This is a genomic window from Pantoea sp. 18069, assembly GCF_902706035.1.
GTDB lineage: Bacteria > Pseudomonadota > Gammaproteobacteria > Burkholderiales > Burkholderiaceae_C > Comamonas.
The window spans coordinates 106,404-131,811 of sequence record NZ_CACSJA010000002.1; the positions used below are offsets into that span (position 1 = coordinate 106,404).

The following is a 25,408-nucleotide window of genomic DNA, read 5'->3' on the forward strand; positions in this document are numbered from 1 at the left end:
CGCAGCAGGAATCCCCCCTTCTTTGCGCGCAAGCGGTGGCCGAAGGCCACGGTGGGGGAGGATGTCAACAGGGCCAGCCCAAGGAAACCACGCTGCAGCATCTGGACCCGGCTCCCGGCGAGACCGCCGGCGGCTTTGCCGGGCCCGGCACCGCGCGCTCCAGACCATCGCCCGCCTGGCGCGCCCACAACTGCGGCGGTGGATCGCTCCGGCAGCGCCTCAGCGCAAAAAGCGCTCCGCAAGCTGGCTCCAGAACGCCGCGCCATAGGGCAGGTTGACGTCGTTGAAGTCGTACTTCGGGTTGTGCAGGCCGCGCCCGCCTTCGGCCGGGCCGTTGCCTATGCGCACCAGCGCGCCCGGGCAGCGCTGCAGCATGTAGGCGAAGTCTTCGCTGCCCATGAGGCGCGGAAACTCGCGCTCCACGGCGTCCGCGCCCACCAGATCGGTCGCGACCTGGGCCGCGAGTTCCACTGCGTCGGCATCGTTGACGACTACGGGGTAGCCTTCTACATAGTCGATTTCCGCGCGGCAGCCATGCCCTTCGGCGACGCCCGTGATCAGCGCGCAGATGCGCTCCTTGAGCAGCGCGCGCATTTCGGGCGAGAACGAGCGCACGCTGATGCCGATCTCGGCATGGTCCGGAATGACGTTGAGCGCATCGCCCGCACGCAGCCGCCCCACGGTCACCACCGCCGATTCCGCGGGGTCGACATTGCGCGCCACCACGGTCTGCAGGCCCGTGACGATGGCCGCGGCCGCGACCAGCGGGTCGACCGCGAGGTGGGGCCTTGCCGCATGGCCGCCGACGCCGACGATCTTCACGAACACCCGGTCGCCCGCGGCCATGAAGGCTCCGCTGCGCAGCAGAAAGCGCCCCTGGGCAATGCCGGGATGGTTGTGCATCGCATAGACCGCGTCGCAGGCAAAGCGCTCGAACAGGCCTTCATCGACCATGGCCTTGCCGCCGCTGTCGAAGCCGCGCTCCTCCGCGGGCTGGAAGATCAGGTGCAAGGTACCGCTGAAGCGCCGGTGGCGCGCCAGGTACCTGGCCGCGCCCAGCAGCATGGTCATGTGGCCGTCATGGCCGCAGGCGTGCATGCGGCCCGCAACGCAGCTCGCGTGTTCGGCGCCCGTCGCTTCCTGGATGGGCAGCGCGTCCATGTCGGCGCGAATTCCCAGTCGCCGCGCGCCGTCGCCCAGGCGCAGCGTGCCGACCAGGCCCGTGCCGCCTATGCCGCGCGTGACCTCGTAGCCCCATTCCTGCAGCTTGCCGGCGATGAAGTCCGACGTGCCGTGCTCGGCAAACGCCAGCTCGGGGTTGCGGTGCAGATGGCGGCGTATGGCCACGAGCTCCTGCTCGTAGGGCAGGAACTGGGCTATGCGGGTGTAGGCGCCCGCGCGTGCGAGGGTGTCGGTCATTCGAGAACGATGTGATTGGCCTTGGCGATGCGTTGGTAGAACCTGATGCGCTCGATGATCTCGGCCTGGTAGGCCTTGGGCGACACGTCCTCGGGCACCATCATTCCCTTTTCCACCCAGGTGGCGCGGGTCGCGGGGTCCTGCAGCACCTTGCGCATGGCCTGGTACAGGCGCTCGACGATGGGCGCGGGCGTGTTGGCGGGCGCGGCCAGGCCGGTCCACGACGTCAGGTTCAGGTCGGGCAGCTTGAGTTCGGCAAACGTGGGCACGTCGGGCAGCTGGGACACGCGCTGCGGCGCGGCCACGGCCAGCGCGCGCAGCTTGCCATTGCGGATGTTGGCCAGGTTCGACGACAGGTTGTTCCAGGTGAGCTGCACCTGGCCGGCAAGCAGATCGCTCAGCGCCACGCCCGAGCCGCGGTAGGGGATATGCATCATCGGCAGCCTGGCCTGGTTCTTCATCAGCTCCATGCTCAGGTGCGAGACCGAGCCCGTGCCGGCGCTCGCGTAGTTCAGCTTGCCGGGGTTGGCCTGGGCGTACTGGACGAGTTCGGCGAACGTGCGCACCGGCAGATCGGCATTGACCAGCAGCACGTTGGCCAGGCGGTCGATCAGCGTGATCGGCGCGAAATCCTTGACCGCGTCGTACGGCAGATTCGGGTTCACGGCAGGGTTCACCACATGCGTGCTCTGCGACGTGACGATCAGCGTGTAGCCATCGGGCCTGGCCTTGGCCACATGGACCGAACCCATGGCGCCGCCCGCGCCGCCCTTGTTCTCGACGAGCACGGGAACGCCGAGCTCGCGGCTCAACCGGTCCGCCATCAATCGGCCCGAGTTGTCCACCGAGCCGCCGGGCGTGAAAGGAACGACCAGCGTGATGGGCTTGGATGGGTATGCGGCCTGGGCGTTCGCAGCCGCCAGCGGGACCAGGGTTCCGGCAGCAGCCAGGCTTACGAATTCGCGTCTGTTGAAGTGCATGTCTTGCCTCGATGAAGAAGGCGCGATATTACGAACGCCGCTCAGCGCCGACAAACGACAATTTCATCAGGGGCGATGACATAATGTAATCACCCATCATGAAGATCCACTCGCCGTCCCTGGTCGAACTGCATGCCTTTCTGGCGGTCTGCCGCGAAGGCAGTTTCCGCCGTGCGGCCGAGGAACTGTGCGTGACCCAGGCGGCCGTGAGCCGCGCCGTGCAGCGCCTGGAAGAGCACCTCGCGGGCGGGCGGCTGTTCGAACGCTCGCCGGCAGGCGTGACGCTCACGCCGCGCGGCGTGCAGCTGCGCAAGCTGACCGAGCGCCATGTGCTGGCGCTCGAGTCGGCGGCCGAGACCATGGGGCGCCAGGCCCAGCCCCAGCGCGTACGGCTCAGCGTGATTCCCACACTGGCCATCCAGTGGCTGATGCCGCGCCTGCCCGCCTTCAACGAGCGCCACCCCGATATGAACGTCGAGCTGCGCCAGTTCAAGCACGACGAGGATTTCACGCGCGACGACGTCGATCTGTGGATAGAGGTCAAGCGCCCGCGCCGGCGCTGGCCCGACCATGTCCAGACGCGTTATCTGCTGGGCCGCGAACTCATTCCGGTGTGCACGCCGCGCTGGAGCAAGGAGTTTCGCGCGCCGCAGGACCTGCGTCGCGCCACCCTTTTGCACCACACCAACTTCCCCGACAACTGGGAGCGCTGGTTTGCCAAGGCCGGCGCGCCCTGCACGCCCACGCTCGGGCCCGGCTTCGATCTCACCATGCACCTGATCGTCGCCGCCAAGGCCGGAATGGGTGTCGCCGTAGTGCCGGGCTGTCTGGTCGAGCGCGAGTTGCTGCAGGGCGAACTGGTGATGCCGTTCGACATCGATGTGTCGTGCGGCCGCGGCTACTTCGTCTGCTGGAAACGCGACACACCGGCGTTCACCGCGCGCGACAAGTTTGCGGCCTGGCTCGCCGACCAGGCCCATGCGGAATGGTCGGCCACAGACGCAGGCGCCGCTGCTGCGAACCAGGGCCCGTGAATCGGCCCCGCACCCCGGCGCTCGCCGCGCCGTCCTGCCCGAAATCGCCTGATAGAGTCGCAGCCCATGCACATGACTTCCGTAGAACGTACCCACCAGGCCCTGCGCGCCATTGCCGATGCCGGCGATGAAGGCGCACGCATTTTCACCCAGGTCTACCGCGCGCCGGCGCTGGCGGCCGCGGCCGCCGCGGATGCACGCGCCGCGGCCGGCATCACGCTCGGCCCGCTCGATGGCCGCATCGTCTCGATCAAGGACTTGTTCGACGTCGCCGGCGAAGCGACCACGGCCGGCTCCAAGGTGCTGCGCGATGCGCCGCCCGCCGCCCGGGACGCGGTGATCGTTCAGCGCCTGCGGGCCGCGGGCGCGATCCTCATCGGCAAGACCAACATGACCGAGTTCGCTTTCTCCGGCATAGGCATCAACCCCCACTACGGCACGCCGGGCAATGCCCGTGACGTGACGCGCATTCCAGGCGGCTCCTCGGCAGGCGCGGGTGTGGCGGTGGCACGCGGCATGTGCGAGATCGCCATTGGTTCGGACACCGGCGGCTCGGTGCGCATTCCTTCGGCATTCAATGGCGTGACCGGCTTCAAGCCGACCCAGGCGCGCGTGAGCCGCGAAGGCGCGTTCCCGCTGTCGTTTTCCCTCGACACCGTGGGCCCGCTGGCGGGCGACGTGACCGACTGCGCCCGGACCGACGCCGTGCTGTCGGGCCAGCCATGGACGCCGCTGGCCGCGCGTGCCGTGGCCGGGCTGCGCGTGGGCGTGCCCCGTGGCCTGCTGTTCACCCAGACCGATGAACAGGTGCTTGGCGCGTTCGAGACGGCCGTCGCCGCGCTGAGGAATGCCCAGGCGCGCGTCAGCGACGTGGCACTGGACGAACTTCTGGGCGCGCCCTTTCGCCTGCAGGAAAAAGGCACGCTGATCGCGGCCGAAGCCGCGCACATCCATGGCGCGCTGCTCGCCGCGGGCAAGGAAAGCGAGCTCGATGCGCTGGTGCTGTCGCGGGTTCGCCGCGGCGAGACCATTGCGGCCTCGCACTACGTTGCCGTTCAGCAGGCGCGTGCGCAACTGCTGCCCGCGCTCGATGCCGCGATCGCCGACTTCGACATTCTGCTGCTGCCCACGGTGCCGGTGATCGCACCGTCGATCGCCAGCCTGGACGACGAGGACATGTTCCACCGCACCAACATGCTGGTGCTGCGCAACCCTTCGGTGTTCAACTTCTACGACCTGCCCGCGGTCTCGCTGCCGCTGCCGCGCCAGAGCGGCGAAATGCCCGTGGGCTGGATGCTGGTGGGCAAGCGCCACGGTGACCGCGAGCTGCTCGCCGTGGCTGCGGCGCTGGAGCAGTTCCTGCACACGCTGGGCTGAAAGGCGCAGCGCGCGCCGCCGTCAGCCCTCGACCGGCTGCATGTTTTCGAACGCCTGGGCAAGGTCGGCGATCAGGTCGCGCGGGTCTTCCAGGCCGATATGCAGGCGAACCACCGGGCCGCGCGCGCGCCAGTCCGTGACGCTGCGGGCCTGGTCCATGTGGGCCGCGGTCACCAGGCTTTCATAACCGCCCCAGGACGCGCCCAGTCCGAACAGTTGCAGGCCATCAATGAAGCGGTCCACCGCTGCACTCGAGGTGCCTGGCGCTAGTTCGATCGAGAGCAGGCCATTCGTTCCCTGGCAGTCGCGCAGCCACAGCGCATGCCCCGGATGCGACGGCAGCGCCGGGCAGAACACCGTGCGGACCGCGGGATGGGACTGCAGCCAGTGCGCGACCTGCAGCGCATGCGCCTCATGCATCTTGAGGCGCGCGGCAAGCGAACGCATGCCGCGCAGCACCAGCCAGGCGTCGTCGGGGCTGACTGTCATGCCGAACGCATCGCAGCGCGCGGCGAGCGCGCCCCACGCTGCGCGCGTCGTCGCCACCGTGCCCATCATCACATCGGAATGGCCCGACAGGTATTTGGTCGCAGCCATGACGGACACGTCGGCGCCCAGCGTCAACGGCCGGTACTGGCAGCCCGAGCCCCAGGTGTTGTCCGCCACGACCAGCGCGCCGTGCGCATGGGCGATGGCGGCCAGCGCGGGCAGATCGCACATTTCATAGACCAGCGAGCCGGGACACTCGGCATACACCATGCGGGTGTTGGGCCGCAGTTTGGCCTGCAGATCGCTGCCGTCCGCGGCAAAGAAGCTGTACTCGATGCCATAGGGCTGCAGGAACTGCTGCGTCAGATGCCGCACGGGCTGATAGGCACTGTCGGTCAGCAGCACATGATCGCCGGGCTGGAGGTAACTCAGCAGCGTCATGCCAATGGCTGCGAGCCCGGTGGGCAGCAGCCGCGTGCGGTAGGCGCCTTCGAGCTCACTGACCGCGTCTTCCAGCGCGAACGTGGTGGGCGTGCCGCGCGCGCCGTAGCTGAAGACCCGGTCATGCTCGCGCGCGGCGCGCATCTGGCGCTGGTGCTGCGTGTTGTCGAACGTCACGGTGCTCGCACGGACCAGCGGCGGATTGACCGCGGTGCCGCCCGTGTAGGCAGGGTTCCTGCCGGCTCTGAGCAGCCGGGTGCGCAGTCCTGCATCCGGAAAAGAGTTGCTGTCGGTCGTCATGGTATGCGTGAAAAGTGCAGTTCCGCCCGGCGCGCGCGTCGCGCTGGCTGGCCAGGCGGTCCGCGTTGCAGGTCAATCCACTTTGGCGCCGGACAGCTTGACGAGCTTGCTCCAGCGCTCCACGTCCTGGCGCAGCTGCGCCGCGAACGCTTCGGGCGTGCTTGCCACGACTTCGCTGCCGCCTTCCACGACCATGCGCGTGACTTCGGGCGTGCGCAACGTGCGGACAATGGATTCATTCAAGTAGGCCACGCGTTCGGGCGAAGTGCCTGCGGGCGCAAAAAACCCATACCAGTCCTCGAAGTGGGTGTCGCGGTAGCCCATTTCCTCCAGCGTCGGAACCTTGGCGAAGACGCCTATGCGCCGCGGGCTGGTCACGGCCAGCGCGCGGATCTGCCCCGCCTGGATCATGCTGCCGACCGAGGAAGTGGAGGTGATCATCACATCGACCTGCTGCCCCAGCAAATCATTAAGCGCCGGGCCCGCGCCCTTGTAGGGCACATGGGTCATGGAGACACCGTTTTCCTTGGCGAGCACCACGCCCACCAGATGCGACAGCGTTCCGTTGCCGGGCGTGGCAAAAGTGATCTTGCCCGGATCGCTCTTGGTGCGTGCGGCCAGGTCCGCAAAGCTCTTGATGGGCGAGGAAGCCGCCACCACGATGGCGATGGGCGCGGCATTGATCTGCGTGACCGGCACAAAGCTCTTGAGCGAATCGAAGCCCGGCGACTTGTACAGCGATGGATTCACCGCGAGCAGCGACACCTGGCCCGTGAGCAGGGTATAGCCATCGGGCTTGGCTTCGGCCACCGCGCGCGCGCCGATATTGCCGCCCGCCCCGCCCCGGTTCTCGACCACCGAAGGCTGGCCCGTGGCGTCGGTCAGGCGCGCGGTCACCCAGCGGGTGCTCGCATCATTGCCGCCGCCCGGAGGAAACGGCGAAATGAAGCGTATGGGCTGATCGGGAAAGCCGTTGCGCTTGGCCAGCGGCTCGGCCGCGGCCAGCGAAACCAGCCCCACCAAGGTGGAAGCCAGCACTTTCTTCAAGGATGCGATTCGGGTCATGATCTTGTCTCCTGGTTATGGATCGGTTAGGCGTGTTCCGCCGCTGTCTGAGGCAGCTTGAAGGCGGAGCGCTCGAGCGCGTCGAGCTGTGGCAGCAGGCCGGTTTCCCAGGCCAGGTACTGCCGGGCAGCTTCCTTGTTGCCGTCGTGCCGGTCGTGCACGAAGAACAGATAGTCGATGCACTGGGCATCCATGGGGCGGTCGGCCGCACTGTGTACCGGCAGTCCGGCCTGCTTCCAGGCCGCCATGCCGCCTTGCAGCAGCGACGGCGTGCGTGGCAGTTCCAGCGCGGCCCATTGGGCGAGCAAGGGCTCGTCGGCGATCAGCACCACAGGACGGGTTTCGGCGCACAGATCGCGCGCCAGATGCGGGCGTATGGACCATTGCGCGCCGGGCACATGGCCGGCGCGGTAGGCCATGCTGGGACGCAGATCGACCAGCGCGACCTCGCCCTGCTGCAGGCGCTGCGCGAGTTCCTGCGCGCTGATTTCGGGCAAGGCGGACGGCCGTGCCGCGGCGCGCAGGTCCAGCGCCAGCCCGCTGTGCAGTCCGTCCTGCAGAACACTGGCGTCATGCCCCATCTGCCGCAGCCAGCTGGCCACCACGGGAGCGCGCACGCCGTCGCTGTCGAACAGCACCAGCCGCGCACCGCGCACGCCCACGTATTGGTCGCCCGCCTGCATCAGCTGGCCGCCGGGCGTGTGCTGCGCGCCCGGCAGGGAGCCGGCCTCGAATTCCTCGGGCGTGCGCACATCGCAGAGAAACAGGCTGCGCTCGCCATCGGCGGCCCAGGCCTGCACCGTGGCGGCGTCGACATGGGGCACTTCGAAGCGCCGAGCCAACTGCCGCGCCGGGGCCAGCAGCGCCTGGCCGCCGGACTCCGCGCCATAGCGGCGCGCGCCGCCATGTTCGAGCGCGTAATCCGCGAGATACCAGCCTTGCGTGCCGTTTTCCAGCGCGAACACCGGGTTGGGAAGGCCCAGGTTGATCAGCGTCTGCGCCCCCATGATGGAGCGCGTGCGGCCTGCGCAGTTGATGACGATGGGCGTGCGCTCGTCGGGCACCAGGCTGCGAATGCGGTAGGCGAGTTCGCCATTCGGGCAGCACAGCGCGCCGGGAATGTTCATCTTGTGGAACTCCGCCACGGGCCGGCCGTCGAGCACCACCAGCGGCTCGCCCGCAGCCTGTCTGGCCGCGAGCTGCTGCGCCGTGATGCGCGGCGTGCCATAGGCATGCTCGACCAGCTCGCCGAAAGTCTTCGACGGCAGATTGACCCCCGCAAACAGCCGGTAGCCGGCCGCGGTCCAGGCATGCGTTCCGCCTTCGAGAACGGCCACCTGGCTGTAGCCCAGTGCCGCGAGACGCGCGGCGGCGCGCTCGGCCACCCCGTCGGCGTCGCCGCTGTCGTAGACCACGGTGCGCACGCCCTGGCGCGGCACCAGGCGCGGCAGATCCACTTCCAGCCGGCTCAACGGCAAGGGCGTCGCGTAGAAAAGATGGGCCTCACCATACTGGCCGTGTTCACGCACGTCGAGCAGCGCGATCTCCCGGCCATCATGCAGCCAGGACTTCAGAAGGGGAGCGGTGACGTATTCAATCATTGCGGATTTCGGGAAATTTGGACAACACCGCTCCCGTGCGCCTTCAAGGCACACAGCTGGAAATGCAGGGAATGCGGGGGAGGAAGCGGGTTCTCAGCGGCGCGTCTGAACGCCGATTCCCATGGTCTGGCAGGTACCGGCTTCGAGGTCATAGCTGGTGCGCTCATTGAGCGTTTCCAGCGCCCGACCGTACATGTGCAGATGGCGTATGACCTGATCGCCACGGATTTCCACCGCGTGGATATCTTCGGGCATCAGCGCAATGCCCTGGCCGGGAGCGACCACCACCAGATCAGTTTCGCGCAGCGTGCCCTTGCCCGCAACGCTGCCGTCATCCGTGCGCTCGTAGACGCGGTTGTGCTCCGTGCCCTCGGCGGCGGCAATGCAGGCCCAGGTGGTGTGGTTGTGCGGCACGATGCGCTTGCCGGGGCGCATCACATTGAGATAGAGCGCATAGCTCTGGTCCGGGTCCTCGGCGATGAGGTAGCGCGCCTGGTGCTCGCCCACTTCGGGCGCGGGGTAGTCGGCCTGCTGCCACAACGCCGTCTGGCCAGCCAGGCCCGTGAGCGCCTGCAGCACCGTTTCCAGACTCTTGCGGTTCACGGGCTCGGCGCCGATCGCGTTTTTCATCACGTCAATGGCCTGGGTCACGGCCTGCTGGCGTTGTTCTGTCATCGTGTTCATAGAATGCCTCTTCAAATCGGTACAGGCCACTGTAGTCAAGCACCGCCAAGGAAACAATCCAAGTCCGCCCAACGAACACTTCAATAAAATTAAAGTATGGAGACACTTGATCTTGACCTGCTGCGCACCCTGGTGACCATTGCCGGGCAGAAAAGCTTTGCCGCCGCGGCTGTGCAACTGGGGCGCACGCAGTCGGCCATCACCTTGCAGATGCAGCGGCTGGAAGACAGAATCGGCCATGCGCTGTTCGAAAAACAAGGACGCCAGAAGCAGCTGACCGACAAGGGCCAGCGGCTGCTGGGCTATGCACGCCATATCCTGGCCATCCATGACGAAGCCCTGCGCAACCTGCAGCAGCGCCAGGTGCAAGGCCTGGTGCGCATAGGCGCGCCACACGACGCGGCCGACAACATGCTGCCGCCCGTGCTACAGGAGATCATGCTCAACTTCCCCGGAATGCAGGTCGCCGTCCATGTGGGGCGCAGCCCCTTTCTGATGGAATCACTCAAGCAAGGCGAACTCGACCTGGCGATTTCGAACCGGGAAGATCCGGGCTACGAAGGCTTTGTGCTGCGCTCCAGCCCCACGGTCTGGCTCTGCGGCGCCAACTATGCGCACGACCCGGCCAAGCCGATACCGCTGGTGCTGGCCGACGGCCCCAGCATCTTCAGCCGCGTGGGCTGCGACGCACTGGATGCCGCAGGCATTGCCTGGAGCAAACGCCATATGTGCACCAGCCTGGTCGGCATACGCGCATCGCTGCGCGCCGGCCTGGGCGTGACGGCGCGCGGCGTCGAGCAGCTGGACCCGGGCCTGCGCGTGCTGGGCAAGGGCGACGGCATGCCCCAGTTGCCCGATCTGGTCTATCGCCTCTACGTCCGCAGCCATGTCGTCAGCCCCATCACCCGCCAGGTGTTCGAGAACCTCAAGGTCCGCATGCACCAGCCCGGCGCCGCGCAGGCACCGATGCGCGCCTGAGCGCACATTCAACGGCCTGGCATCTCGAGCCGCAGCGGGCTGTCGCCGGGCTTGACCGCCAAGGTGTTGCTGCGCCAGTCATTGGCGCGTGCGCGCTCGGCCGGGGTCAAGGGCGCGGGTGCGCAGGTGCGCTGCTTCAGGGTTCTGCCTTGCAAACACAAAATCACGCGCAAAGTAAATCTGTAGATGGTTATCTTTATCGATGAACGAACCGACTGAATACCGATAAGCCCCATGGCAGTCCACTGATATACAGCCGCAGTTTCCCTTTCACTGCCGACAGCTGCATATGTCGATTCGGAGCTACCAAATTCGATCTTGTTCTTTGGCTTCTGCCGGGGGAACAGATAGCATTGCCTGCAATGGAGCATGCCTTCCGACAGGGCTTGCCCGGCACCTTCGCCAGGGCATGCATCCATGCGTGACGTGCAAAGAAACCGCAGCAAGCCCCGATGCTCCTGCGTGTATCAGCGCCCTCACCGCCGCATGTCCCGGCAGCCACGCATGAGGGTGCTGACAGATGCGCGGCGCGAGCGCCGCCAGTGGCGCGGCCCGCAATGCAGGCCCTTTCCGGAAACCGCTTAAAATAGGAATAATTCTCAATAAGATCCATTGCACTGTCGGCACCGATGGCCTCGTCCCTTGCCCCCCTTTCTCGCAAGCAGCCCCGCTGGATGGGCCTGGGGACCTTGCACGCGCGTGACTTCCAGGGCCCGGACTACCAGTTCCTCGATGCCGAAGTCGAGGAGCAAGATGCCTTGCTCAGCGGGCATGTCCAGTCGATCCAGATACAGCCCGACGTCTGGCTGCACGGGGTCGAAGCCAGGGATCTGCGCACGCTGCATACGACCACGCCGGCCGAGCCCGGCGTGCACGTCGTGGTGCTGCTCGAAGGCAGCGTGGACGTGGCGTTTGGCGGCCAGGCATTGCAGATGCAGGTGCCGTCCGAAGCCGGCGTGCAGGCCTGCGGCGCAATCATTCATTCGCGGCCCGGAGACCTGTTCGAGCGGCATTGGCGCTGCGGCAAGTACGAGCGCAAGCTGAGTCTGAGCGTGGCGCCGCAGCAGCTCGTGGCCTTGGGCCTTGCCGACCAGTCGACGCCGGCGCTGCTGCGTGACTGGATGGAGACGCAGCAACTCGCCATCCAGGCCTGGCAGCCGTCGCCGCGCGCGATCGCCGTGACCGAGCAGATCATCCAGCTCGCGCGCGAAGGCAGCGCGCCCCTGCTGCTGCTGAGCCGCACGCTGGAGCTGCTGCACGAAGCGCTGCAATCGCTCGCCGGCGCGGCGCCGGACAACGCCGCGTCGGCCATGCTGGGCATGCGCGAGCACCAGCGCATGGCGCGGCTCAAATCGCTGCTCGACAGCAACGACCCGCCGCTGCAGCCCCTGGGCCAGCTCGCGCGCGACGTCGGCCTGAGCCCCAGCGCGCTGCAGCGCCAGTTCAAGCAGCTCTATGGCTCGACCATCGACGATTACCGGCGCGACCGGCGCCTGGAGCGCGCCTGGTCGCAGCTCGAGCAGACGGGCTGCAGCGTCGCGGAAGTCGCGCATTGCGCGGGCTATACCAGCGCGGCCAACTTCGCCACGGCCTTCAAGCGGCGCTTCGGCATTTCTCCCAAGCTCGTGCGGGCCAGGATCTGAGGCGCCACGGGCCGCAGCGCAGCGGCGCGCCACAATTCGGCACAACATTCAAATGAGAAGCATTTTTAATTGCAACGCAAACATCTGCCGTGTTTGCGCAAACCACCTGCACGGCCTTCGGTGCTGAAATCTACCGCTGCCAAGCAGGGATATGCATCCGCCGGCGCTTCAAGCCGGGCCGGGAGCTGCCCGCCACCATACCAACAGGTCAGAGGGTCATGAACACCACAACGCAACAACCGGTCTCCCGCGCAGCCGTCCGCTGGGCCGCTGCCGCCACCCTGGCCGCGAGCGTCGCGCCAGCGCTCGCGCAGCAAGTCGATGCAGCACTCGCAACCGTCGTCGTGACGGCCAGCGGCGTGCAGCAGCGCATCAAGGATGCGCCCGCGTCCATCAGCGTGCTGACGCAGGAAGATCTGCGCAAAGGCAACTTCACGTCCGTCGCCGACGCCGTGCGCCAGGTCGAAGGCGTGGCGGTGGTCGGCGACAACCCCAACGCCACGGACATCACGATCCGCGGCCTGCCCGGCGAATACACGCTGATCCTGATCGACGGCCAGCGCCAGAACACGCGCGAAACCATGAACCGCGGCACGACGGGCGTGCAGGCCAACCTGCTGCCCCCGCTGTCGGCGATCGAGCGCATCGAAGTCGTGCGCGGCCCGATGTCCTCGCTGTACGGCTCCGAGGCCATGGGCGGCGTGATCAACATCATCACCAAGAAAGTGCCCAGCCGCTGGGGCGGCAGTGTCGCGGCTTCGACCACGCTGCAAGGCGACAACGACTACGGCAATTCGCGCGGCGGCGAATTCTGGATCGGCGGCCCGATCAAGAGTGACGTGCTGGGCCTGCAGCTCTGGGGCAAGAACGACAGCCGCAGCGAAGGCGACACCTACTATCCCGGCGCCGAAGGCGCCTATGGCCGCAAGAGCCAGAGCCTGGGCGCCAAGCTCACGGCCCGGCCCGACCAGCGCCAGGAAATCGTGCTCGACCTGGGCACCGAGCGCACGACCACCGAGACCACGCCGGGCCGCTCGACGCTGCCGGCCTATGCCTGGAGCCGGGTGCGCCATTCGCGCGACCACTATGGCATCAGCCACAACGGGCGCTGGGACTTCGGCCAATCCAAGCTGTCGCTGTACCGCGAGGTGGGCCAGAACGAGAACTGGCCACAGGCCGCGAACTACAGCCCGCGCGAAGTCACGAACACCACGCTCGAAGGCAACCTGACGCTGCCCTTGACCCGGCATGTGCTGCGCCTGGGCGGCCAGCTCCAGCACAGCGCACTCCAAGGCATACGCAACGAAGCCGCGGTCGGCGGCTATCCGGTGAACCTCGACAAGGTCTCGCTCGACAGCCGTGCGCTGTTCCTCGAGGACGACTGGCTGCTGACCGATCAGTTCACGCTGACCGGCGGCCTGCGCATGGACCATCACGAGCGCTATGGCAGCCATTGGTCTCCGCGGGTCTATGGCGTCTACCATGCGAGTGACGCGCTGACGCTGCGCGGCGGCGTGACGAGCGGCTTCAAGGCGCCGACGATACGCCAGAGCACGGCCGGCTATTGCATGACGACCGGTGGCAATTCAGGCTTTAACGGCCCGCTGTGCGGCAACCCCGACCTCCAGCCCGAGACCAGCACCACCCAGGAATTCGGCCTGACCTACGAATGGGCGCCCGCAAGCCGCGTCACGGCCACGCTGTTCAACACCGACTTCAAGAACAAGGTGGTGAGCTTCGACTCGGGCCGGCCCGACCCGCTGAACCCGGCGTCGGCCAACCACCTCTACGTCTACGACAATGTCGACAAGGTGCGCATCCGCGGACTGGAGCTGGGCCTGCAACTGCCGCTGCGCCGTGATCTGCAGCTCAATACCAGCTACACCTACACCCAGTCGCGTCGCCAGGGCGGCACCGAAACCGCCTTCGACGGCAGCTCGCTCGACGGCCAGCCGCTGGAGAAGACGCCGCGCCACCTGCTCAATGCCCAGCTCGACTGGCAGGCCACCGGCACGCTGAAGACTTTTGCCCGCCTGAACTTCATGGGCAATGCGGTCTACGCAGGCTACCGCAACGGCGCCGCGGTCACGCGCCAGCGCGGCAGTTCGGCCACGCTGGACCTGGGCGGCACCTACGGCCTGAGCAAGAACGTCGCGCTGCGCTTTTCGCTGCTCAACGCCACCGACCGCAAGGTGCCCGTGGACCTGCGCACGCGCACCCAGGGCCTGGACGGCAACTGGATGATGGACGAAGGACGGCGCATCTGGCTGGGCATCAATGCAGACTTCTGACATGGCGCCAGGCAGCACGCGCCGGCAATGGCTGGCGCTCACGGCCGCGCTCGCCGCGGGCCCGACTCTCGCCAGCACCCAGCCGGTGCAGATCACCGATCTGCGCGGGCGCAGCGTGCGGCTGGCGCGGCCCGCGCAGCGCATGGTGCTGGGCGCGACCGACGACTTCGTGCTGCTGTCGATGCTCGCGCCCCGGCCCGCGCAGCATGTGGTCGCGTGGAACAAATGGCGGCTGGACGCGCAAAGCCTGCAGATGCTGCGCGGCCCCGACCCGCGCGCTTTCGAGCACATGGCGCAGCTCGCCATCGACGGGCCGCAGAACCTGCATGCCGAAGCGCTGATCGCGCTCGAGCCCGACCTGGTGGTGCTCGACCCGTTCTATGCCAAGGCCAGCCAGACCGTGGCCCGGCTCGAAAAAGCCGGCATCGCGGTCGCGGTGCTCGAAGTCAACCCCGACCTGCGCGAAGCCCGGCCCACGCAGGGCCTGGTGCAGTTCGGCATCCTCACGGGCCACGAGGCGCGCGCACGCGAACTGGCCGCCTTCCACGAGCAGCACCTGGCGCGCATCCGCGAAGGCTTGCAGCGCCTGCGCGCACGCAATGCGCCGCTGCCGCTGGTGCTGATGGAGCCGCATGCGGGCTCGGCGCCGTGCTGCCTGTCGATGGGCGCGGGCAAGAACCTCGGCGACATGGTGCGCATGGCCGGCGGCCGGCTGATCGGCGGTGACATGATCGCCGGCATGGCCGGCACGCTGAGCACCGAATACGTGATCGCCCAGGACCCGGAAATCTATATCGGCACCGGCGGCCTGCACCTGCAGGCGCGCGACGGCCTGCTGCTCGGGCCCGGCGTGGCGGCCGAGCAGGCCCAGGCCAGCCTGCGCCGCGTCGTGCAGCGCACGGGCCTGGCGCAGACGCGCGCCGTGCGCAACGGCCAAGTCCACGGCATCTGGCACGGCGGCCTGGGCATCGTCAACCTCGAATGCATCGCCACCTGGCTGCACCCGCGCGAGTTCGCCGACGTGCGGCCACAGGCCACGCTCGATGCGCTGAACCAGCGCTTTCTCGCCCATCCGTGGAGCGGCAGCTTCTGGACTTCCCTGCGCAAATGACTGCGCGACCTACCGTGAACCCTCCCCTTTCCCCACCGGCCCTGGCCGGCCCGCTGCGCGACTACCGCGCCAGCCAGCGCAAGCGCTGGAGCCTGATCGCGCTGCTGCTGGCATTGACGCTGGGCGCCATGCTGCTCGACATCACCAGCGGGCCCTCGTCGCTGCGCTTCCTGCAGGCGCTGCAAGGCCTGTGGCAACCCGGGTCGCTGCCGCGCAGCCTGCAGGTCGTGCTCTGGGACGTGCGCCTGCCCGTGACGTTGCTGGCCGTGCTGATCGGCATGGCGCTGGCGACGGCCGGCGTCGAGATGCAGACCGTGCTGGGCAACCCGCTGGCCGAGCCTTTCACGCTGGGCGTGTCCTCGGCCGCGGCGCTGGGCGCTTCGCTGGCCATCGTGCTCAACTGGGGCATTCCCGGACTGCCCGCGGCCTGGCTGGTCTCGGGCAATGCCTTTGTTTTCGCGCTGGCCGCGCTCGCGCTGCTGCAGTTGCTGGCGCGCCGGCCCGGCGCCGATGCGCAGATCCTGGTGCTGTTCGGCATCGCCATCGGTTTTGCGGCCACGGCGCTGCTGTCGCTGGTGCAGTTCGTCGCCAGCGAGGACGCGCTGCAGCAACTCGTGTTCTGGAGCATGGGCAGCCTGGCGCGCGCCGACTGGCTCGGCGTGGGCATGCTCGCGCTGGTCATCGCCTGCGTTGCGCCGTTTTCCTGGCGTGCGGCCAGCGCCATGACCGCGCTGGGCCTGGGCGACGAACGCGCGCGCAGCTATGGCATCGATGTCGCGCAGCTGCGCCGCTGGGCGCTGCTGCGCATCAGCCTGCTCGCGGCCGTGGCCGTGGCGCTGGCCGGCACCATCGGCTTCGTCGGACTGGTCGGCCCGCATGTGGCCCGGCTGCTCGTGGGCGACGGCCACCGCCATCTGCTGCCCGCGAGCGCGCTCGTCGGTGCGCTGCTGATGGTGCTGGCCTCGGTGGTCAGCAAATCCATCGTTCCCGGCGTGCTGCTGCCCGTGGGCATCATCACCGCGCTGGTCGGCCTGCCGGTGTTCGTGCTGCTCGTGCTGCGCCGCACGCGGAGCGCGCCATGAGCGCCGCGCCCACACTCGCGCAGGCGCCGCTGGAAATCCAGGGCCTGCAGGTCGACTACCGCCAGCGCCGCGTGCTGCAGGGGCTCACGCTGCCGCCGCTCGCACCCGGGCGCCTGCTGGCCCTGGTCGGGCCCAACGGCGCGGGCAAGTCCACGCTGCTGCGCGCGCTCACCGGCCTGCTGCCCACGCGCGGCCAGGTGCGCTATGGCGCCAGCGAGCTGCTCGCCATGCCGGCCGCGCAGCGCGCGCGCATCGTCGGCTTCATGCCGCAGCTGGGCGCCTCGGGCAGCACGCTCACGGTACTCGAGGCGACGCTGGTGGCGATGCACGGCCTGCATGCGCCGGCGGCGCCGGCCACGGCCATGCAGGCCCTAGAACAGCTGGGCATCGCGCATCTGGCGATGCAGCCGCTGGCCCACCTGTCGGGTGGACAGCGGCAGATGGCCGCGCTGGCCCAGGTCGTGGTGCGCGACTGCCCGGTCGTGCTGCTCGATGAACCCGTCAGCGCGCTGGACCTGGCCCACCAATGGCAGGTCATGCAGACCGTGCAGCGGCTCGCGCATGCGGGGCGCATCGTGATCGTGGTGCTGCATGACCTGACGCTGGCCGCGCAATGGGCCGACGACGTGGCGCTGCTGCAGGCCGGCCAGTTGTGCGCTTTCGGCCCGCCGCAACAGACCATCACGCCCGAGCGGCTGCGCAGCGCCTACGGCGTGGACGCGCGCGTGCGCAGCTGCGAGCAGGGCCGGCTGTTCGTGCTCGTCGATGGCCCGGCCGGGCCGGCGCCACAGGCGCCACAGCCCGCGCAAACCGAATAGCACGGCAAGGTGAAGCAACGACGTATCAAGGGTTGTGTTAGCCGCTCTTAACAGGAAATCAGGATGACATTGCTACAGGCCCGCACTTGCGTGCGCACCGACCAGGCGCAGGCCATGGTCCAGACCATCGTCGAACATATGCGCGAACACGATCTCGCGCCGCAGCGCGAAGGCGCGCGCTGGACCATGGTCAATGACCAGGGCCTTGCCAGCCTCTGGGCCCAGGAGGGATCCATCCACGCTTCGGCCAGCGCGTCCGGCATCGAAGCGCTGCAGGACATCAAGCTGATGCTTGCCCACCTGATCCTCGACGCCACCGGCAGCGACGAGACGGCGCTGATCTGGGACGGCGATGGCGGCGCGCTCCAGCGCCCGCCCGCGTTCCGCCTGCTGCGCGTGCTGTCGGTGCAAGCGCTGACCCCGCATATGCAGCGCGTGCGCCTGGGCTGCGACGACCTCGCGCGCTATGCCCAGGACGAGAACATCCACTGCAAGCTGATCTTCCCGCAGCCCGGCGTCACCGCGCCCGAATGGCCCACGCTGTCGCCCAGCGGCATGCCGCGCTTCCCGCAAGGCGACAAGCGCCTTGATGTGCGCACCTACACCATGCGCGCGATCGACGGCGCCGCGGGCTGGCTGGACGTGGACTTCGTGCTGCACCCCGACGCCGGCCCGGGCTCGGCCTGGGCCGCGCAGGCCAGCGTGGGGCAGCAGATCGGCATGAGCGGCCCGGGCGGGCGCACGGCCGCGCCGGCCGACTGGATGCTGCTCGCGGGCGACGACACCGCGCTGCCCGCGATGCTGCGCATCGCCGCGTCGCTGCCCCCGCACACCCAGGGCCATGTGTTCGCGGAAATCCAGGGCCCGCAGGACGAGCAGCCGGTGCGCGCGCCCCAAGGCCTGCAATGGCACTGGCTGTACCGCGGCCAGGCCGCTGCGGGCACCACGGGCCTTCTGCTCGATGCGCTGCGCGGCGTGCCATGGCCGCAAGCCAGGGGCACGCGCTTTGTCTGGGCCGGCGCGGAGTTCGAGGCCGCGCAGGCGATCCGCCAGTGGGCGCGCGAGACCCGCGGGCTGGAAAAGCACGAGCAGCTGATCGTCTCCTACTGGCGCCACGGCATGGCCGAACACGAGTTGAAAAAGGCCTGACGTGCGCAAGCCTTCTGACGCCGGCGCGCGCGCCGGCTGGCGCGCCTGGTTCGCGCGACACGCGCTCGACCTGTCGCCGCTGCAGTCGCCAGGCTTTCGCCTGCTGTACACGGCCCGGCTGGTATCGGTGCTGGTCTATGGCGTGCTCGGCGTCGCCGTGGCCTGGCAGGTCTGGAGCCTGACCCAGTCGTCCTTCAAGGTCGCGGGCGTGGGCCTGGGCCTGGCGCTGGGAACGGTCGCGGGCCTGCTGTGGGGCGGGGTGATCGCGGACCGCGCGAATCGCCGCACGGTGATGGTCGCCGGGCGCGCGGCCTATGTGCTGGTCGTGCTCGTGCTGCTGCTCAACAGCCTGCAGCCCACGCCGCAGCTCGGCTGGATCTACGCGGCCACGGTGCTCAGCGGCCTGGCCGGGGGCATCAGCGCGCCGGCGCTCATGGCCACGCTGCCCACGCTTGTGCCGGGGCACCAGTTGCCCGCGGCCGGCGCACTCGGCGCGCTGGCGGAACAGCTCGGCCGTCTCACGGGGCCGCTGCTCGCCGGGCTGCTGATCGCGCACGGCGGCAGCAGCGCCTGTTATGCGCTGGCACTGGCCGGCGCGGTGCTGACCCCGCTGCTGCTGCTGCGCCTGCCCGCATTGCCGCCCCCGCAGGCGGCAGCGGCGACGGCGCGCGTCGGCCCCTGGCAGGCCTGGCGCGAAAGCGCGCGCTTTGCGCGCGGCAACCCCGTGGTCGGCGGCCTGCTGGTGCTTGACGTGTTGATGGCGCTGTGCGCCACGCCCTGGGTGCTGCTGCCCCAGCTCGGCGTCCAGGCGTTCGCGGGCGATGCCCAACTGGTCGGCATGCTGCATGCGGCACCCGCGGCCGGCGCCTTCCTGGCCGCGGCGGGTTCGGGCTGGACGCGCCGCCTCGATAGACCGGGCCTGCTGCTGATCGCGGCGGCAGTGGGCTGGGGCCTGGCCCTGCTGTGCGTGGGACTGGCGTCGCAGCCCTGGCTGGCGCTCGCGCTGCTGGTGCTTGCCGGCGCCTTCGACACCGTCGCCGACATCGTGCGCGGCGCGCTGCTGCAGCGGCACACGCCCGATGCCTTGCGCGGCCGGATCTCGGCGCTGTGGCTGCTTGAAATGCACCTCGCGCCCGCGCTGGGCGGCCTGGCGCTGGGCGGGGCGGCGCAGCGCGCTTCGGCCGGCCTGGCGCTGGTCGGCGGCGGCGCGCTGTGCGCCCTGGCCTCGCTGCTCGTAGGCGCGCGCAACCGCGCGCTGCGCGCGACCGGCTGGCAGCGCTGAGGGCGCAGCGCTCAGTTCTCCAGCGTGATCTTGAACGCCTTGATCATCGAACCCCAGCGCACGGGCTCGTCGGCAACGATCTTGTCGAACTCCTTGCCGTGGGTGCCGGCGGGCACATAGCCCAGCGTGATCAGGCGCTGGCGCACTTCGGGCGCGCGCAACGCATCCGATGCGGCCTTGGCCCAGGTCGCGACCTGGTCGTCGGGCGTATTGACCGACGTGACGAAGGCGATCCAGCCCACGAGCTCGTTCATTGCCGGAAAGCCCTGCTCGCCGAACGTAGGCACATCGGGGAAGCCTTCGGAGCGGTTCGGTCCGGTCACGGCCAGCGCGCGCAGCTTGCCGTCCTTGCCCAGGTGCTGGCCGGCCACGCCGAAGTCGGCGACCACCGAATCCACCTGGCTGCCCAGCAGGTCGTTGATCGCGGGTGCCGTGCCCTTGTAGGGCACATGCACCTGCTTGAGACCGGCGGTGTTGTTGAAGGCTTCACCCGTGACATGGCTGGACGTGCCCGCGCCGTACGAGCCAAAGCTTTGCGGGGTGCGCTTGGAGAGTGCGACGAACTCGGCCAGCGTCTTGGCCGGATGGTTCCTGTTGACCAGCAGCACGAAAGGCGTGACGCCCAGTTGCACCACCGGCTTGATGCCGTTGACGCTGTCGTAGGGTACTTTCATCAGGTGCGGCACCACGGCCAGCGTCGAGCCCAGCACCAGGCCGAACGTCGGGCTGCTGGCCGGCGCGCGAATGACGTCGCCCAGCGCCAGCGTGCCCGACGCACCGGGCTTGTTCTCGGCAACGATGGTGATGTTCAGCGCCTTGCTCATTTCATTGGCCACGGCGCGGCCTATGGTGTCGGAGCCGCCGCCAGGCGCGAGCGGCAGCACCATGCGTGCCGACTTGCCCGACTGGGCCAGGGACAGGCCGGACACGGCCACCATACCGGCGACCATCGCCATCTTCAGAACCTTGCGTTTGGAATTCATGTTTTATCTCCTGTTTGTAATAGGTAGGTGCCGAGCTCAGGCGCCTCAGGCGCGCGCGGCAATGAGTTGCTGGGTGGACAGGCAGGCCTCGCGGTACTGCTGTGCCAACCCCTCGATGAAATCGCCCGCGGGCTGGATGGCGTCGAGCACGCCAATGCCATGGCCGCAGCCCCAGATGTCTTTCCAGGCCTTGGGCTTGCCCGCGGCCCAGTTCATCTGGCTTGCATCGCCGGCGGGCAGGTTGTCGGGGTCCAGGCCTGCGCGCGCCATCGAGGGCTTGAGGTAGTTGCCGTGCACGCCGGTGATCAGGTTGGTGTAGACCACGTCGTTGGCCGCGCTGTCGACGATCATCTGCTTGTGGCCGGAGGCCGCGTTGGCTTCCTGCGTGGCGATGAAGGCCGAGCCCATATAAGCCAGGTCTGCGCCCATGACCTGGGCCGTGAGAATCGCCCGGCCGCTGGAGATGGCGCCCGACAGCGCCAGCGGGCCATCGAACCACTGGCGGATTTCCTGCAGCAGCGCGAACGGCGACTGCGCGCCCGCGTGGCCGCCCGCGCCGGCGGCGACGGCAATCAGGCCGTCGGCGCCTTTTTCAATCGCCTTCTTCGCGAACCGGTTGTCGATCACGTCATGCAGCACGATGCCGCCCCAGGCGTGCACGGCGTCATTGATTTCCTTGCGCGCGCCCAGCGACGAAATGACGATGGGCACCTTGAAGCGCGCGCAGACCTCCATGTCATGGTCCAGCCTGTCATTGCTCTTGTGCACGATCTGGTTGACGGCAAACGGCGCCGAAGGCTGGTCGGGGTGCTGGCGGTCGTATTCGGCGAGTTCCGACGTGATGCGTTCGAGCCAGACTTCGAGCTGGTCCGCGGGCCGGGCATTGAGCGCGGGAAACGAGCCCACGATGCCGGCCTTGCACTGTGCAATGACCAGTTCGGGCGTGGAGATGATGAACAGCGGCGCGGCAATCAGGGGAAGGCGCAGCTTGTCTTTGAGCGTGGAAGGCAATGCCATGGAGGGTCCTGGTGATGTCCTGGGGGTGCTGGGTTCAGATGCGGCGGTCCACGCCGGCCCAGTAGGGTTCGCGCAGCAGGCGCTTGAAGATCTTGCCGGTGTCTTCGCGCGGCAGGCTGTCGTGGAAGGTGATGGTCTGCGGGACCTTGTAGTTGGCAATTTTTTCGCGCAGGCGCTGCTGTATCGTCGCCGGCGCAAGCTCGCTGCCGGGCTTGAGCTGCACGGCAGCGGCCATGGCTTCGCCGAACTCGGCGTCGGGAATGCCGAACACCGCGACGTCACTGACTTCGGCCATGCTCAGGATGCAGGCCTCGACTTCGGCCGGGTAGATGTTCACGCCGCCCGAGATCACCATGTCCGATTTGCGGTCGCAGATGAACAGGTAGCCGTCGTCATCGATGAAACCCATGTCGCCCAGCGTGACCAGCCCGTCGCGGCTGATGTTCTGGCGGTCGCCCTCGCGGCCGATATAGGTGAAGTCGGGCATCGCGGGCTGGCGCACGTAGATCAGGCCGATCTCGCCGCGCGGCAGCTCCTGGCCCTCGTCGCCGACGATGGACAGCTGCGCGCTGCCCAGCGCCCTGCCCGCGGAGCCGGGCTTGGCCAGCCACTCCTTGGCGGTAATGAACGTGGTGTAGCCGGCTTCGCTGGAGCCATAGGCCTCGGTGATGGTCGGGCCGAACCAGTCGATCATGCGCAGCTTGAGCTCCCGCGCGCAGGGCGAGCCCGTGGAAGACACCTGCTGCAGCGAAGACAGATCGTAGGCCGCGCGCACTTCGTCGGGCAGCGCCAGCAACCGCTGGTACATGGTGGGCACGAGATAGGCATGCGTGACCCGGTGCCCGGCGATCAGCTCCAGCGTGCGCTCGGGCTTGAAGCCGGGCTCGAGCACCAGCGTCGCGCCCATCGCGCAGGCATGCGACACAAACGACATGGTCGCGCTGTGGTACATCGGCGCGCTCAGCAGCGCCACCGATTCGGGCGTCGTGCCGTAGACCGCCTGCGCGACCTGGCCCGCTTCGGCGTCGACCCGGGCACGCACTTCGGGCGCGACCGACAGGCGCCGCACGCCCTTGGGCTTGCCCGTCGTGCCCGAGGTGTAGACCACGGCGTTGAACGGAAAGCGCCGGCTCTCGGCCAGCATCTCGCCTTGCTGGCCCGGCGCCGGCCAGGCCTGGCTGGCCACGTTGTCGGCATCCTCATGCAGCGGCGCCACCAGCAGCGCCACGCTGTCAGGCACGCCGGTGCGTATCGCATCGACCAGGTCTTCGTGCACCACCAGCGCCTGCGCGCCGCTGTCCTCGAGCAGGAACTGCACCTCGCCCGCCTTGAAGTGCCAGTTGAGCGACACCAGGTAGACGCCCGCACGCTTGCAGGCAATGACGGTGGCCACATAGCTGGGGCTGTTCCTGAGCATCACCGCCACGGTGGCGCCCTCCTTCACGCCCAGCGCATGCAGGCTGCGCGACACGCGCTCGGCCAGCAGCGCGAGCGCCGCCTTGCTCCAGTGCTGATTTCCAAAGACCAGGGAAGGGACCATTTTTTCTCCGAATTTGCCACGCCACGCAAACTAAACAGTGTTCAATTTAACCGATAGAATCCGCTGCGCCCAGGGTCCGGATGCTAGGGACTTCCCTTGGTTTTTCTGCGAACAGGGCGGCCGGTGTCTCCGACATGACTAGACTCGGCTGACACGAGAGTGTGAAGAGGATGGAATGAAGCTTGATAAATCCAGCACACCCGCCGTCAAGCCCCAGGGGCAATGGCACCATGGCAATCTGCGCGAGTCCCTGGTGCAGTGGGGCGTGGTGCTGCTGCGCGAGGTCAACCTCGACCAGCTGAGCCTGCGGCAGATCGCCAAGTCCGCGGGCGTCTCGGTGGGCGCGCCATCGCACCATTTCGGCGACAAGGACGGCCTGCTCGCGGCCATGGCGGCGCAAGGCTTCAGGGAGCTGATCGCGCTGCGCCGCAGCTACCTTGCCAAGCTGCCCGCCGATGACCTGCAGGGCCGCATGCATGCGCTGGTGCGCGGCTACGTGGAATTCGCCCAGTCCAATGGATCCCTGTTCGAATTGATGCTGGGCGCGGGCCTGAGCAAACGGCTCCAGTACCCTGAACTGGTCGAGCAGGGCCGGGCCTCGTACCTGCTGTTCTGCGAAATCGCCCAGCCCCTGCTGCCGCCGCCCGCGCAATGCGCGATGCCGCATGCGGACGCGCTGCAGATGCTCTGGTCATCGATACACGGTCTGGCCATCCTGCGCGTGCACCGCCGCCCCGCGCCGGTGAAGGCCAGCCGCTCGCGCACCCTGGACCACCAGATCGACAGCATGACGCAGTTCTGCCTGGCGGCGATTGCAGGCCTGCGGATTCCCTGAGACCAGGCCGCCACGCCATCACCGCGCCCGCACAAACTCCTCGAGCGCATCGCAGGCGCAATGCAGGCTTTCCCAGGGCGTGTCGTAGCCCGGCGAAAGCCGCAGCAGCGCATCGCGCCCGCGCGCCTGCATGTCCCAGGGCGTGAACGCCGCGGGACTGATCGCGGCTTCGACGCCGCGCTGCTGCAGCGCCTGGTGCAGGGCCGCTGCGCCATGGCCTGCGCACGCGAAGGTCACGATGCCCGAGCAACCATGGGCGCCCGCGCGCAGCGTTTGAACGCCTGGCAGGGTATCGAGCCGCTCGCGCAGCCAGTCGGCACGCTGCTGGATTTGCGTTTGAACATGCGCCATGTCCACAGCGGCCCAGGCAGCGACCGCAGCGCCCAGGCCCAGCCTCAGGGCCACCGAAGCTTCTGATTGTTCGAGCCGGTGCGCATCGTCGCGGTACGCCCAGGTATCGGCGCCCAGCCATGGGCGCGCGAAGTGGTCGGCGCCCAGCGGGCGCAGACGCGGCAGGAAATCCGGGTGCACATAGGCAAATCCCGTTCCCCGCGGGCCACGCAGCCACTTGCGCCCCGGCGCCGTCAACGCCGCGCATTGCAGGCTGCGCACGTCCACGGGCCACTGGCCGACCACCTGGGCCGCGTCGATCAGCAAGGGCACGCCGAATCGCGCACAGAGGCTGCCCACGGCTTGCGCGGGCTGGACCAGCGGGCCGTTCGCCGGCATCCAGGTCAGCACCACCAGGCTTGCCGGGGTGCGCAGCAGCGCTTCGAGCGCGTCCAGGTCGACCGCGCCCTGGGCATCGCTGGGAATTTGCTCGACCTGCACGCCGTAGCGCGCGGACAACTCCATCAGCATGCCCAGGTTGCCACCCCATTCGCTGCGCGGCGCGAGAATGCGCCCGCCGCCGCGCCAATCCATCGCGCCGACCACGCGGCTCCAGCCGTCGCTGTTGCCCTGGGTCAGCGCGATGTCCTGCGGTGACGCATTGATGGCCGCGGCGATGCCTGCGTAGACCTGGGCGAGTTCGGCCTGCGCGGCCCGCGCGGCGCCATAGCCGCCGAGCTGCTGTTCGCACTGCGCGTAGCGGTGCATGGCGTGGAGTGCGGCGTCGGCCAGCGGGCCGCAGGCGGCGTGGTTGAGGTAGTGCATCACGAGGGCAGGAACGCAAAGACCGCCAAGCATAGCGGAGCCGGCGGGGCGCCGCGGCGTTCGCCCCATTGCGAACGGCTTCCTGGCGGCGGCGTCGCAGGCGATGACGCCAGCCCGGTGTGTCCATTGCGCAC

22 protein-coding genes are annotated in these 25,408 nt (G+C 68.4%); 11 read left to right on the top strand and 11 right to left on the bottom strand.

Going from position 1 to position 25,408, the window contains the following annotated elements; all coding sequences use genetic code 11:
- Nucleotides 1–219: 219 nt before the first annotated feature.
- Nucleotides 220–1,419 (bottom strand): M20 aminoacylase family protein, encoded by a 1,200-nt coding sequence (locus GVL12_RS02610; RefSeq protein ID WP_159911091.1) that lies wholly within the window; start codon nucleotides 1,417–1,419, stop codon nucleotides 220–222.
- A complete protein-coding gene (locus GVL12_RS02615; RefSeq protein ID WP_159911092.1) occupies nucleotides 1,416–2,399 on the bottom strand; it encodes a tripartite tricarboxylate transporter substrate binding protein in 984 nt (327 codons plus the stop codon). Before GVL12_RS02615 ends, GVL12_RS02610 begins: the two co-directional genes overlap by 4 nt.
- A 98-nt stretch (nucleotides 2,400–2,497) precedes the next feature.
- On the opposite strand from GVL12_RS02615, the gene GVL12_RS02620 reads away from it, so the two are divergent.
- A complete protein-coding gene (locus GVL12_RS02620) occupies nucleotides 2,498–3,433 on the top strand; it encodes a LysR substrate-binding domain-containing protein (protein ID WP_159911093.1) in 936 nt (311 codons plus the stop codon).
- A gap of 66 nt (nucleotides 3,434–3,499) precedes the next feature.
- On the top strand, nucleotides 3,500–4,810 hold the full coding sequence (locus tag GVL12_RS02625; protein ID WP_159911094.1) for an amidase: 1,311 nt from the start codon (nucleotides 3,500–3,502) through the stop codon (nucleotides 4,808–4,810).
- A 21-nt stretch (nucleotides 4,811–4,831) separates the two neighbouring features.
- Here the strand turns inward: GVL12_RS02625 and metC are convergent, their stop codons facing one another.
- The 4 genes from metC to GVL12_RS02645 form a co-directional block, all read right to left on the bottom strand.
- Nucleotides 4,832–6,040, bottom strand: coding sequence for a cystathionine beta-lyase (gene metC, locus GVL12_RS02630; RefSeq protein ID WP_159911095.1), 1,209 nt, complete (start codon nucleotides 6,038–6,040; stop codon nucleotides 4,832–4,834).
- Between the two features lie 72 nt (nucleotides 6,041–6,112).
- Nucleotides 6,113–7,105: a tripartite tricarboxylate transporter substrate binding protein gene (locus GVL12_RS02635; RefSeq protein WP_159911096.1), complete on the bottom strand. Its 993-nt coding sequence runs from the start codon at nucleotides 7,103–7,105 to the stop codon at nucleotides 6,113–6,115.
- 26 nt (nucleotides 7,106–7,131) lie between these two features.
- Nucleotides 7,132–8,706, bottom strand: a complete 1,575-nt coding sequence (locus GVL12_RS02640) for a rhodanese-like domain-containing protein (protein WP_159911097.1) — start codon at nucleotides 8,704–8,706, stop codon at nucleotides 7,132–7,134.
- A 93-nt stretch (nucleotides 8,707–8,799) separates the two neighbouring features.
- Nucleotides 8,800–9,390, bottom strand: a complete 591-nt coding sequence (locus tag GVL12_RS02645) for a cysteine dioxygenase family protein (protein ID WP_159911098.1) — start codon at nucleotides 9,388–9,390, stop codon at nucleotides 8,800–8,802.
- Nucleotides 9,391–9,486: 96 nt separating this feature from the next.
- Here GVL12_RS02645 and GVL12_RS02650 point away from each other — a divergent pair, with 96 nt between their 5' ends.
- The gene (locus tag GVL12_RS02650; protein ID WP_159911099.1) at nucleotides 9,487–10,368 is read left to right on the top strand and encodes a LysR substrate-binding domain-containing protein; all 882 of its coding nucleotides are present in this window, start codon (nucleotides 9,487–9,489) and stop codon (nucleotides 10,366–10,368) included.
- 8 nt (nucleotides 10,369–10,376) lie between these two features.
- On the opposite strand, the gene GVL12_RS02655 is transcribed toward GVL12_RS02650, so the two are convergent.
- Nucleotides 10,377–10,814: a hypothetical protein gene (locus GVL12_RS02655; RefSeq protein ID WP_159911100.1), complete on the bottom strand. Its 438-nt coding sequence runs from the start codon at nucleotides 10,812–10,814 to the stop codon at nucleotides 10,377–10,379.
- A 228-nt stretch (nucleotides 10,815–11,042) separates the two neighbouring features.
- Between GVL12_RS02655 and GVL12_RS02660 the strand changes: the two genes are divergently transcribed.
- The 7 genes from GVL12_RS02660 to GVL12_RS02690 all read left to right on the top strand — a co-directional run bounded on the left by GVL12_RS02660 (nucleotide 11,043) and on the right by GVL12_RS02690 (nucleotide 19,744).
- A complete protein-coding gene (locus GVL12_RS02660) occupies nucleotides 11,043–12,011 on the top strand; it encodes an AraC family transcriptional regulator (protein WP_200843447.1) in 969 nt (322 codons plus the stop codon).
- Between the two features lie 218 nt (nucleotides 12,012–12,229).
- Nucleotides 12,230–14,302 (top strand): TonB-dependent receptor, encoded by a 2,073-nt coding sequence (locus GVL12_RS02665; protein ID WP_159911102.1) that lies wholly within the window; start codon nucleotides 12,230–12,232, stop codon nucleotides 14,300–14,302.
- Nucleotides 14,289–15,413 (top strand): ABC transporter substrate-binding protein, encoded by a 1,125-nt coding sequence (locus GVL12_RS02670; protein ID WP_159911103.1) that lies wholly within the window; start codon nucleotides 14,289–14,291, stop codon nucleotides 15,411–15,413. Before GVL12_RS02665 ends, GVL12_RS02670 begins: the two co-directional genes overlap by 14 nt.
- Nucleotides 15,410–16,495, top strand: coding sequence for an iron ABC transporter permease (locus tag GVL12_RS02675; RefSeq protein ID WP_159911104.1), 1,086 nt, complete (start codon nucleotides 15,410–15,412; stop codon nucleotides 16,493–16,495). Before GVL12_RS02670 ends, GVL12_RS02675 begins: the two co-directional genes overlap by 4 nt.
- Nucleotides 16,492–17,313, top strand: a complete 822-nt coding sequence (locus GVL12_RS02680; protein ID WP_159911105.1) for an ABC transporter ATP-binding protein — start codon at nucleotides 16,492–16,494, stop codon at nucleotides 17,311–17,313. The genes GVL12_RS02675 and GVL12_RS02680 overlap by 4 nt, the downstream gene beginning before the upstream one ends.
- A 63-nt stretch (nucleotides 17,314–17,376) precedes the next feature.
- Nucleotides 17,377–18,462, top strand: a complete 1,086-nt coding sequence (locus GVL12_RS02685; RefSeq protein WP_159911106.1) for a siderophore-interacting protein — start codon at nucleotides 17,377–17,379, stop codon at nucleotides 18,460–18,462.
- Nucleotide 18,463: 1 nt separating this feature from the next.
- Nucleotides 18,464–19,744 (top strand): MFS transporter, encoded by a 1,281-nt coding sequence (locus tag GVL12_RS02690; RefSeq protein ID WP_159911107.1) that lies wholly within the window; start codon nucleotides 18,464–18,466, stop codon nucleotides 19,742–19,744.
- A gap of 11 nt (nucleotides 19,745–19,755) precedes the next feature.
- Here GVL12_RS02690 and GVL12_RS02695 read toward each other — a convergent pair whose 3' ends face one another.
- The 3 genes from GVL12_RS02695 to GVL12_RS02705 are packed head-to-tail and all read right to left on the bottom strand — an operon-like array spanning nucleotide 19,756 to nucleotide 23,284.
- Nucleotides 19,756–20,727 carry a tripartite tricarboxylate transporter substrate binding protein gene (locus GVL12_RS02695; RefSeq protein WP_159911108.1) on the bottom strand — a complete coding sequence of 324 codons (972 nt, stop codon included), beginning with the start codon at nucleotides 20,725–20,727 and terminating at the stop codon, nucleotides 19,756–19,758.
- 45 nt (nucleotides 20,728–20,772) lie between these two features.
- Complete coding sequence (locus tag GVL12_RS02700) at nucleotides 20,773–21,744, bottom strand: nitronate monooxygenase family protein (protein WP_159911109.1); 972 nt, start codon at nucleotides 21,742–21,744, stop codon at nucleotides 20,773–20,775.
- Between the two features lie 34 nt (nucleotides 21,745–21,778).
- Nucleotides 21,779–23,284 carry an AMP-binding protein gene (locus GVL12_RS02705; RefSeq protein ID WP_159911110.1) on the bottom strand — a complete coding sequence of 502 codons (1,506 nt, stop codon included), beginning with the start codon at nucleotides 23,282–23,284 and terminating at the stop codon, nucleotides 21,779–21,781.
- Between the two features lie 175 nt (nucleotides 23,285–23,459).
- Here GVL12_RS02705 and GVL12_RS02710 point away from each other — a divergent pair, with 175 nt between their 5' ends.
- Complete coding sequence (locus GVL12_RS02710) at nucleotides 23,460–24,119, top strand: TetR/AcrR family transcriptional regulator (protein ID WP_159911111.1); 660 nt, start codon at nucleotides 23,460–23,462, stop codon at nucleotides 24,117–24,119.
- Between the two features lie 18 nt (nucleotides 24,120–24,137).
- Here the strand turns inward: GVL12_RS02710 and GVL12_RS02715 are convergent, their stop codons facing one another.
- The gene (locus GVL12_RS02715) at nucleotides 24,138–25,274 is read right to left on the bottom strand and encodes an aminotransferase class V-fold PLP-dependent enzyme (RefSeq protein WP_159911112.1); all 1,137 of its coding nucleotides are present in this window, start codon (nucleotides 25,272–25,274) and stop codon (nucleotides 24,138–24,140) included.
- Nucleotides 25,275–25,408 lie beyond the last annotated feature (134 nt).

Bases quoted from the DNA above. Each gene is read 5' to 3' on its own strand.
- GVL12_RS02635 (WP_159911096.1), bottom strand. From the start codon at position 7,105: ATGACCCGAATCGCATCCTTGAAGAAAGTGCTGGCTTCCACCTTGGTG.
- GVL12_RS02640 (WP_159911097.1), bottom strand. From the start codon at position 8,706: ATGATTGAATACGTCACCGCTCCCCTTCTGAAGTCCTGGCTGCATGAT.
- GVL12_RS02670 (WP_159911103.1), top strand. From the start codon at position 14,289: ATGCAGACTTCTGACATGGCGCCAGGCAGCACGCGCCGGCAATGGCTG.
- GVL12_RS02680 (WP_159911105.1), top strand. From the start codon at position 16,492: ATGAGCGCCGCGCCCACACTCGCGCAGGCGCCGCTGGAAATCCAGGGC.
- GVL12_RS02650 (WP_159911099.1), top strand. From the start codon at position 9,487: ATGGAGACACTTGATCTTGACCTGCTGCGCACCCTGGTGACCATTGCC.
- GVL12_RS02685 (WP_159911106.1), top strand. From the start codon at position 17,377: ATGACATTGCTACAGGCCCGCACTTGCGTGCGCACCGACCAGGCGCAG.
- GVL12_RS02660 (WP_200843447.1), top strand. From the start codon at position 11,043: ATGGGCCTGGGGACCTTGCACGCGCGTGACTTCCAGGGCCCGGACTAC.
- GVL12_RS02705 (WP_159911110.1), bottom strand. From the start codon at position 23,284: ATGGTCCCTTCCCTGGTCTTTGGAAATCAGCACTGGAGCAAGGCGGCG.
- GVL12_RS02645 (WP_159911098.1), bottom strand. From the start codon at position 9,390: ATGAACACGATGACAGAACAACGCCAGCAGGCCGTGACCCAGGCCATT.
- GVL12_RS02615 (WP_159911092.1), bottom strand. From the start codon at position 2,399: ATGCACTTCAACAGACGCGAATTCGTAAGCCTGGCTGCTGCCGGAACC.
- GVL12_RS02695 (WP_159911108.1), bottom strand. From the start codon at position 20,727: ATGAATTCCAAACGCAAGGTTCTGAAGATGGCGATGGTCGCCGGTATG.
- GVL12_RS02625 (WP_159911094.1), top strand. From the start codon at position 3,500: ATGCACATGACTTCCGTAGAACGTACCCACCAGGCCCTGCGCGCCATT.
- GVL12_RS02675 (WP_159911104.1), top strand. From the start codon at position 15,410: ATGACTGCGCGACCTACCGTGAACCCTCCCCTTTCCCCACCGGCCCTG.
- GVL12_RS02710 (WP_159911111.1), top strand. From the start codon at position 23,460: ATGAAGCTTGATAAATCCAGCACACCCGCCGTCAAGCCCCAGGGGCAA.
- GVL12_RS02700 (WP_159911109.1), bottom strand. From the start codon at position 21,744: ATGGCATTGCCTTCCACGCTCAAAGACAAGCTGCGCCTTCCCCTGATT.
- GVL12_RS02610 (WP_159911091.1), bottom strand. From the start codon at position 1,419: ATGACCGACACCCTCGCACGCGCGGGCGCCTACACCCGCATAGCCCAG.
- GVL12_RS02715 (WP_159911112.1), bottom strand. From the start codon at position 25,274: ATGCACTACCTCAACCACGCCGCCTGCGGCCCGCTGGCCGACGCCGCA.
- GVL12_RS02665 (WP_159911102.1), top strand. From the start codon at position 12,230: ATGAACACCACAACGCAACAACCGGTCTCCCGCGCAGCCGTCCGCTGG.
- GVL12_RS02620 (WP_159911093.1), top strand. From the start codon at position 2,498: ATGAAGATCCACTCGCCGTCCCTGGTCGAACTGCATGCCTTTCTGGCG.
- metC (WP_159911095.1), bottom strand. From the start codon at position 6,040: ATGACGACCGACAGCAACTCTTTTCCGGATGCAGGACTGCGCACCCGG.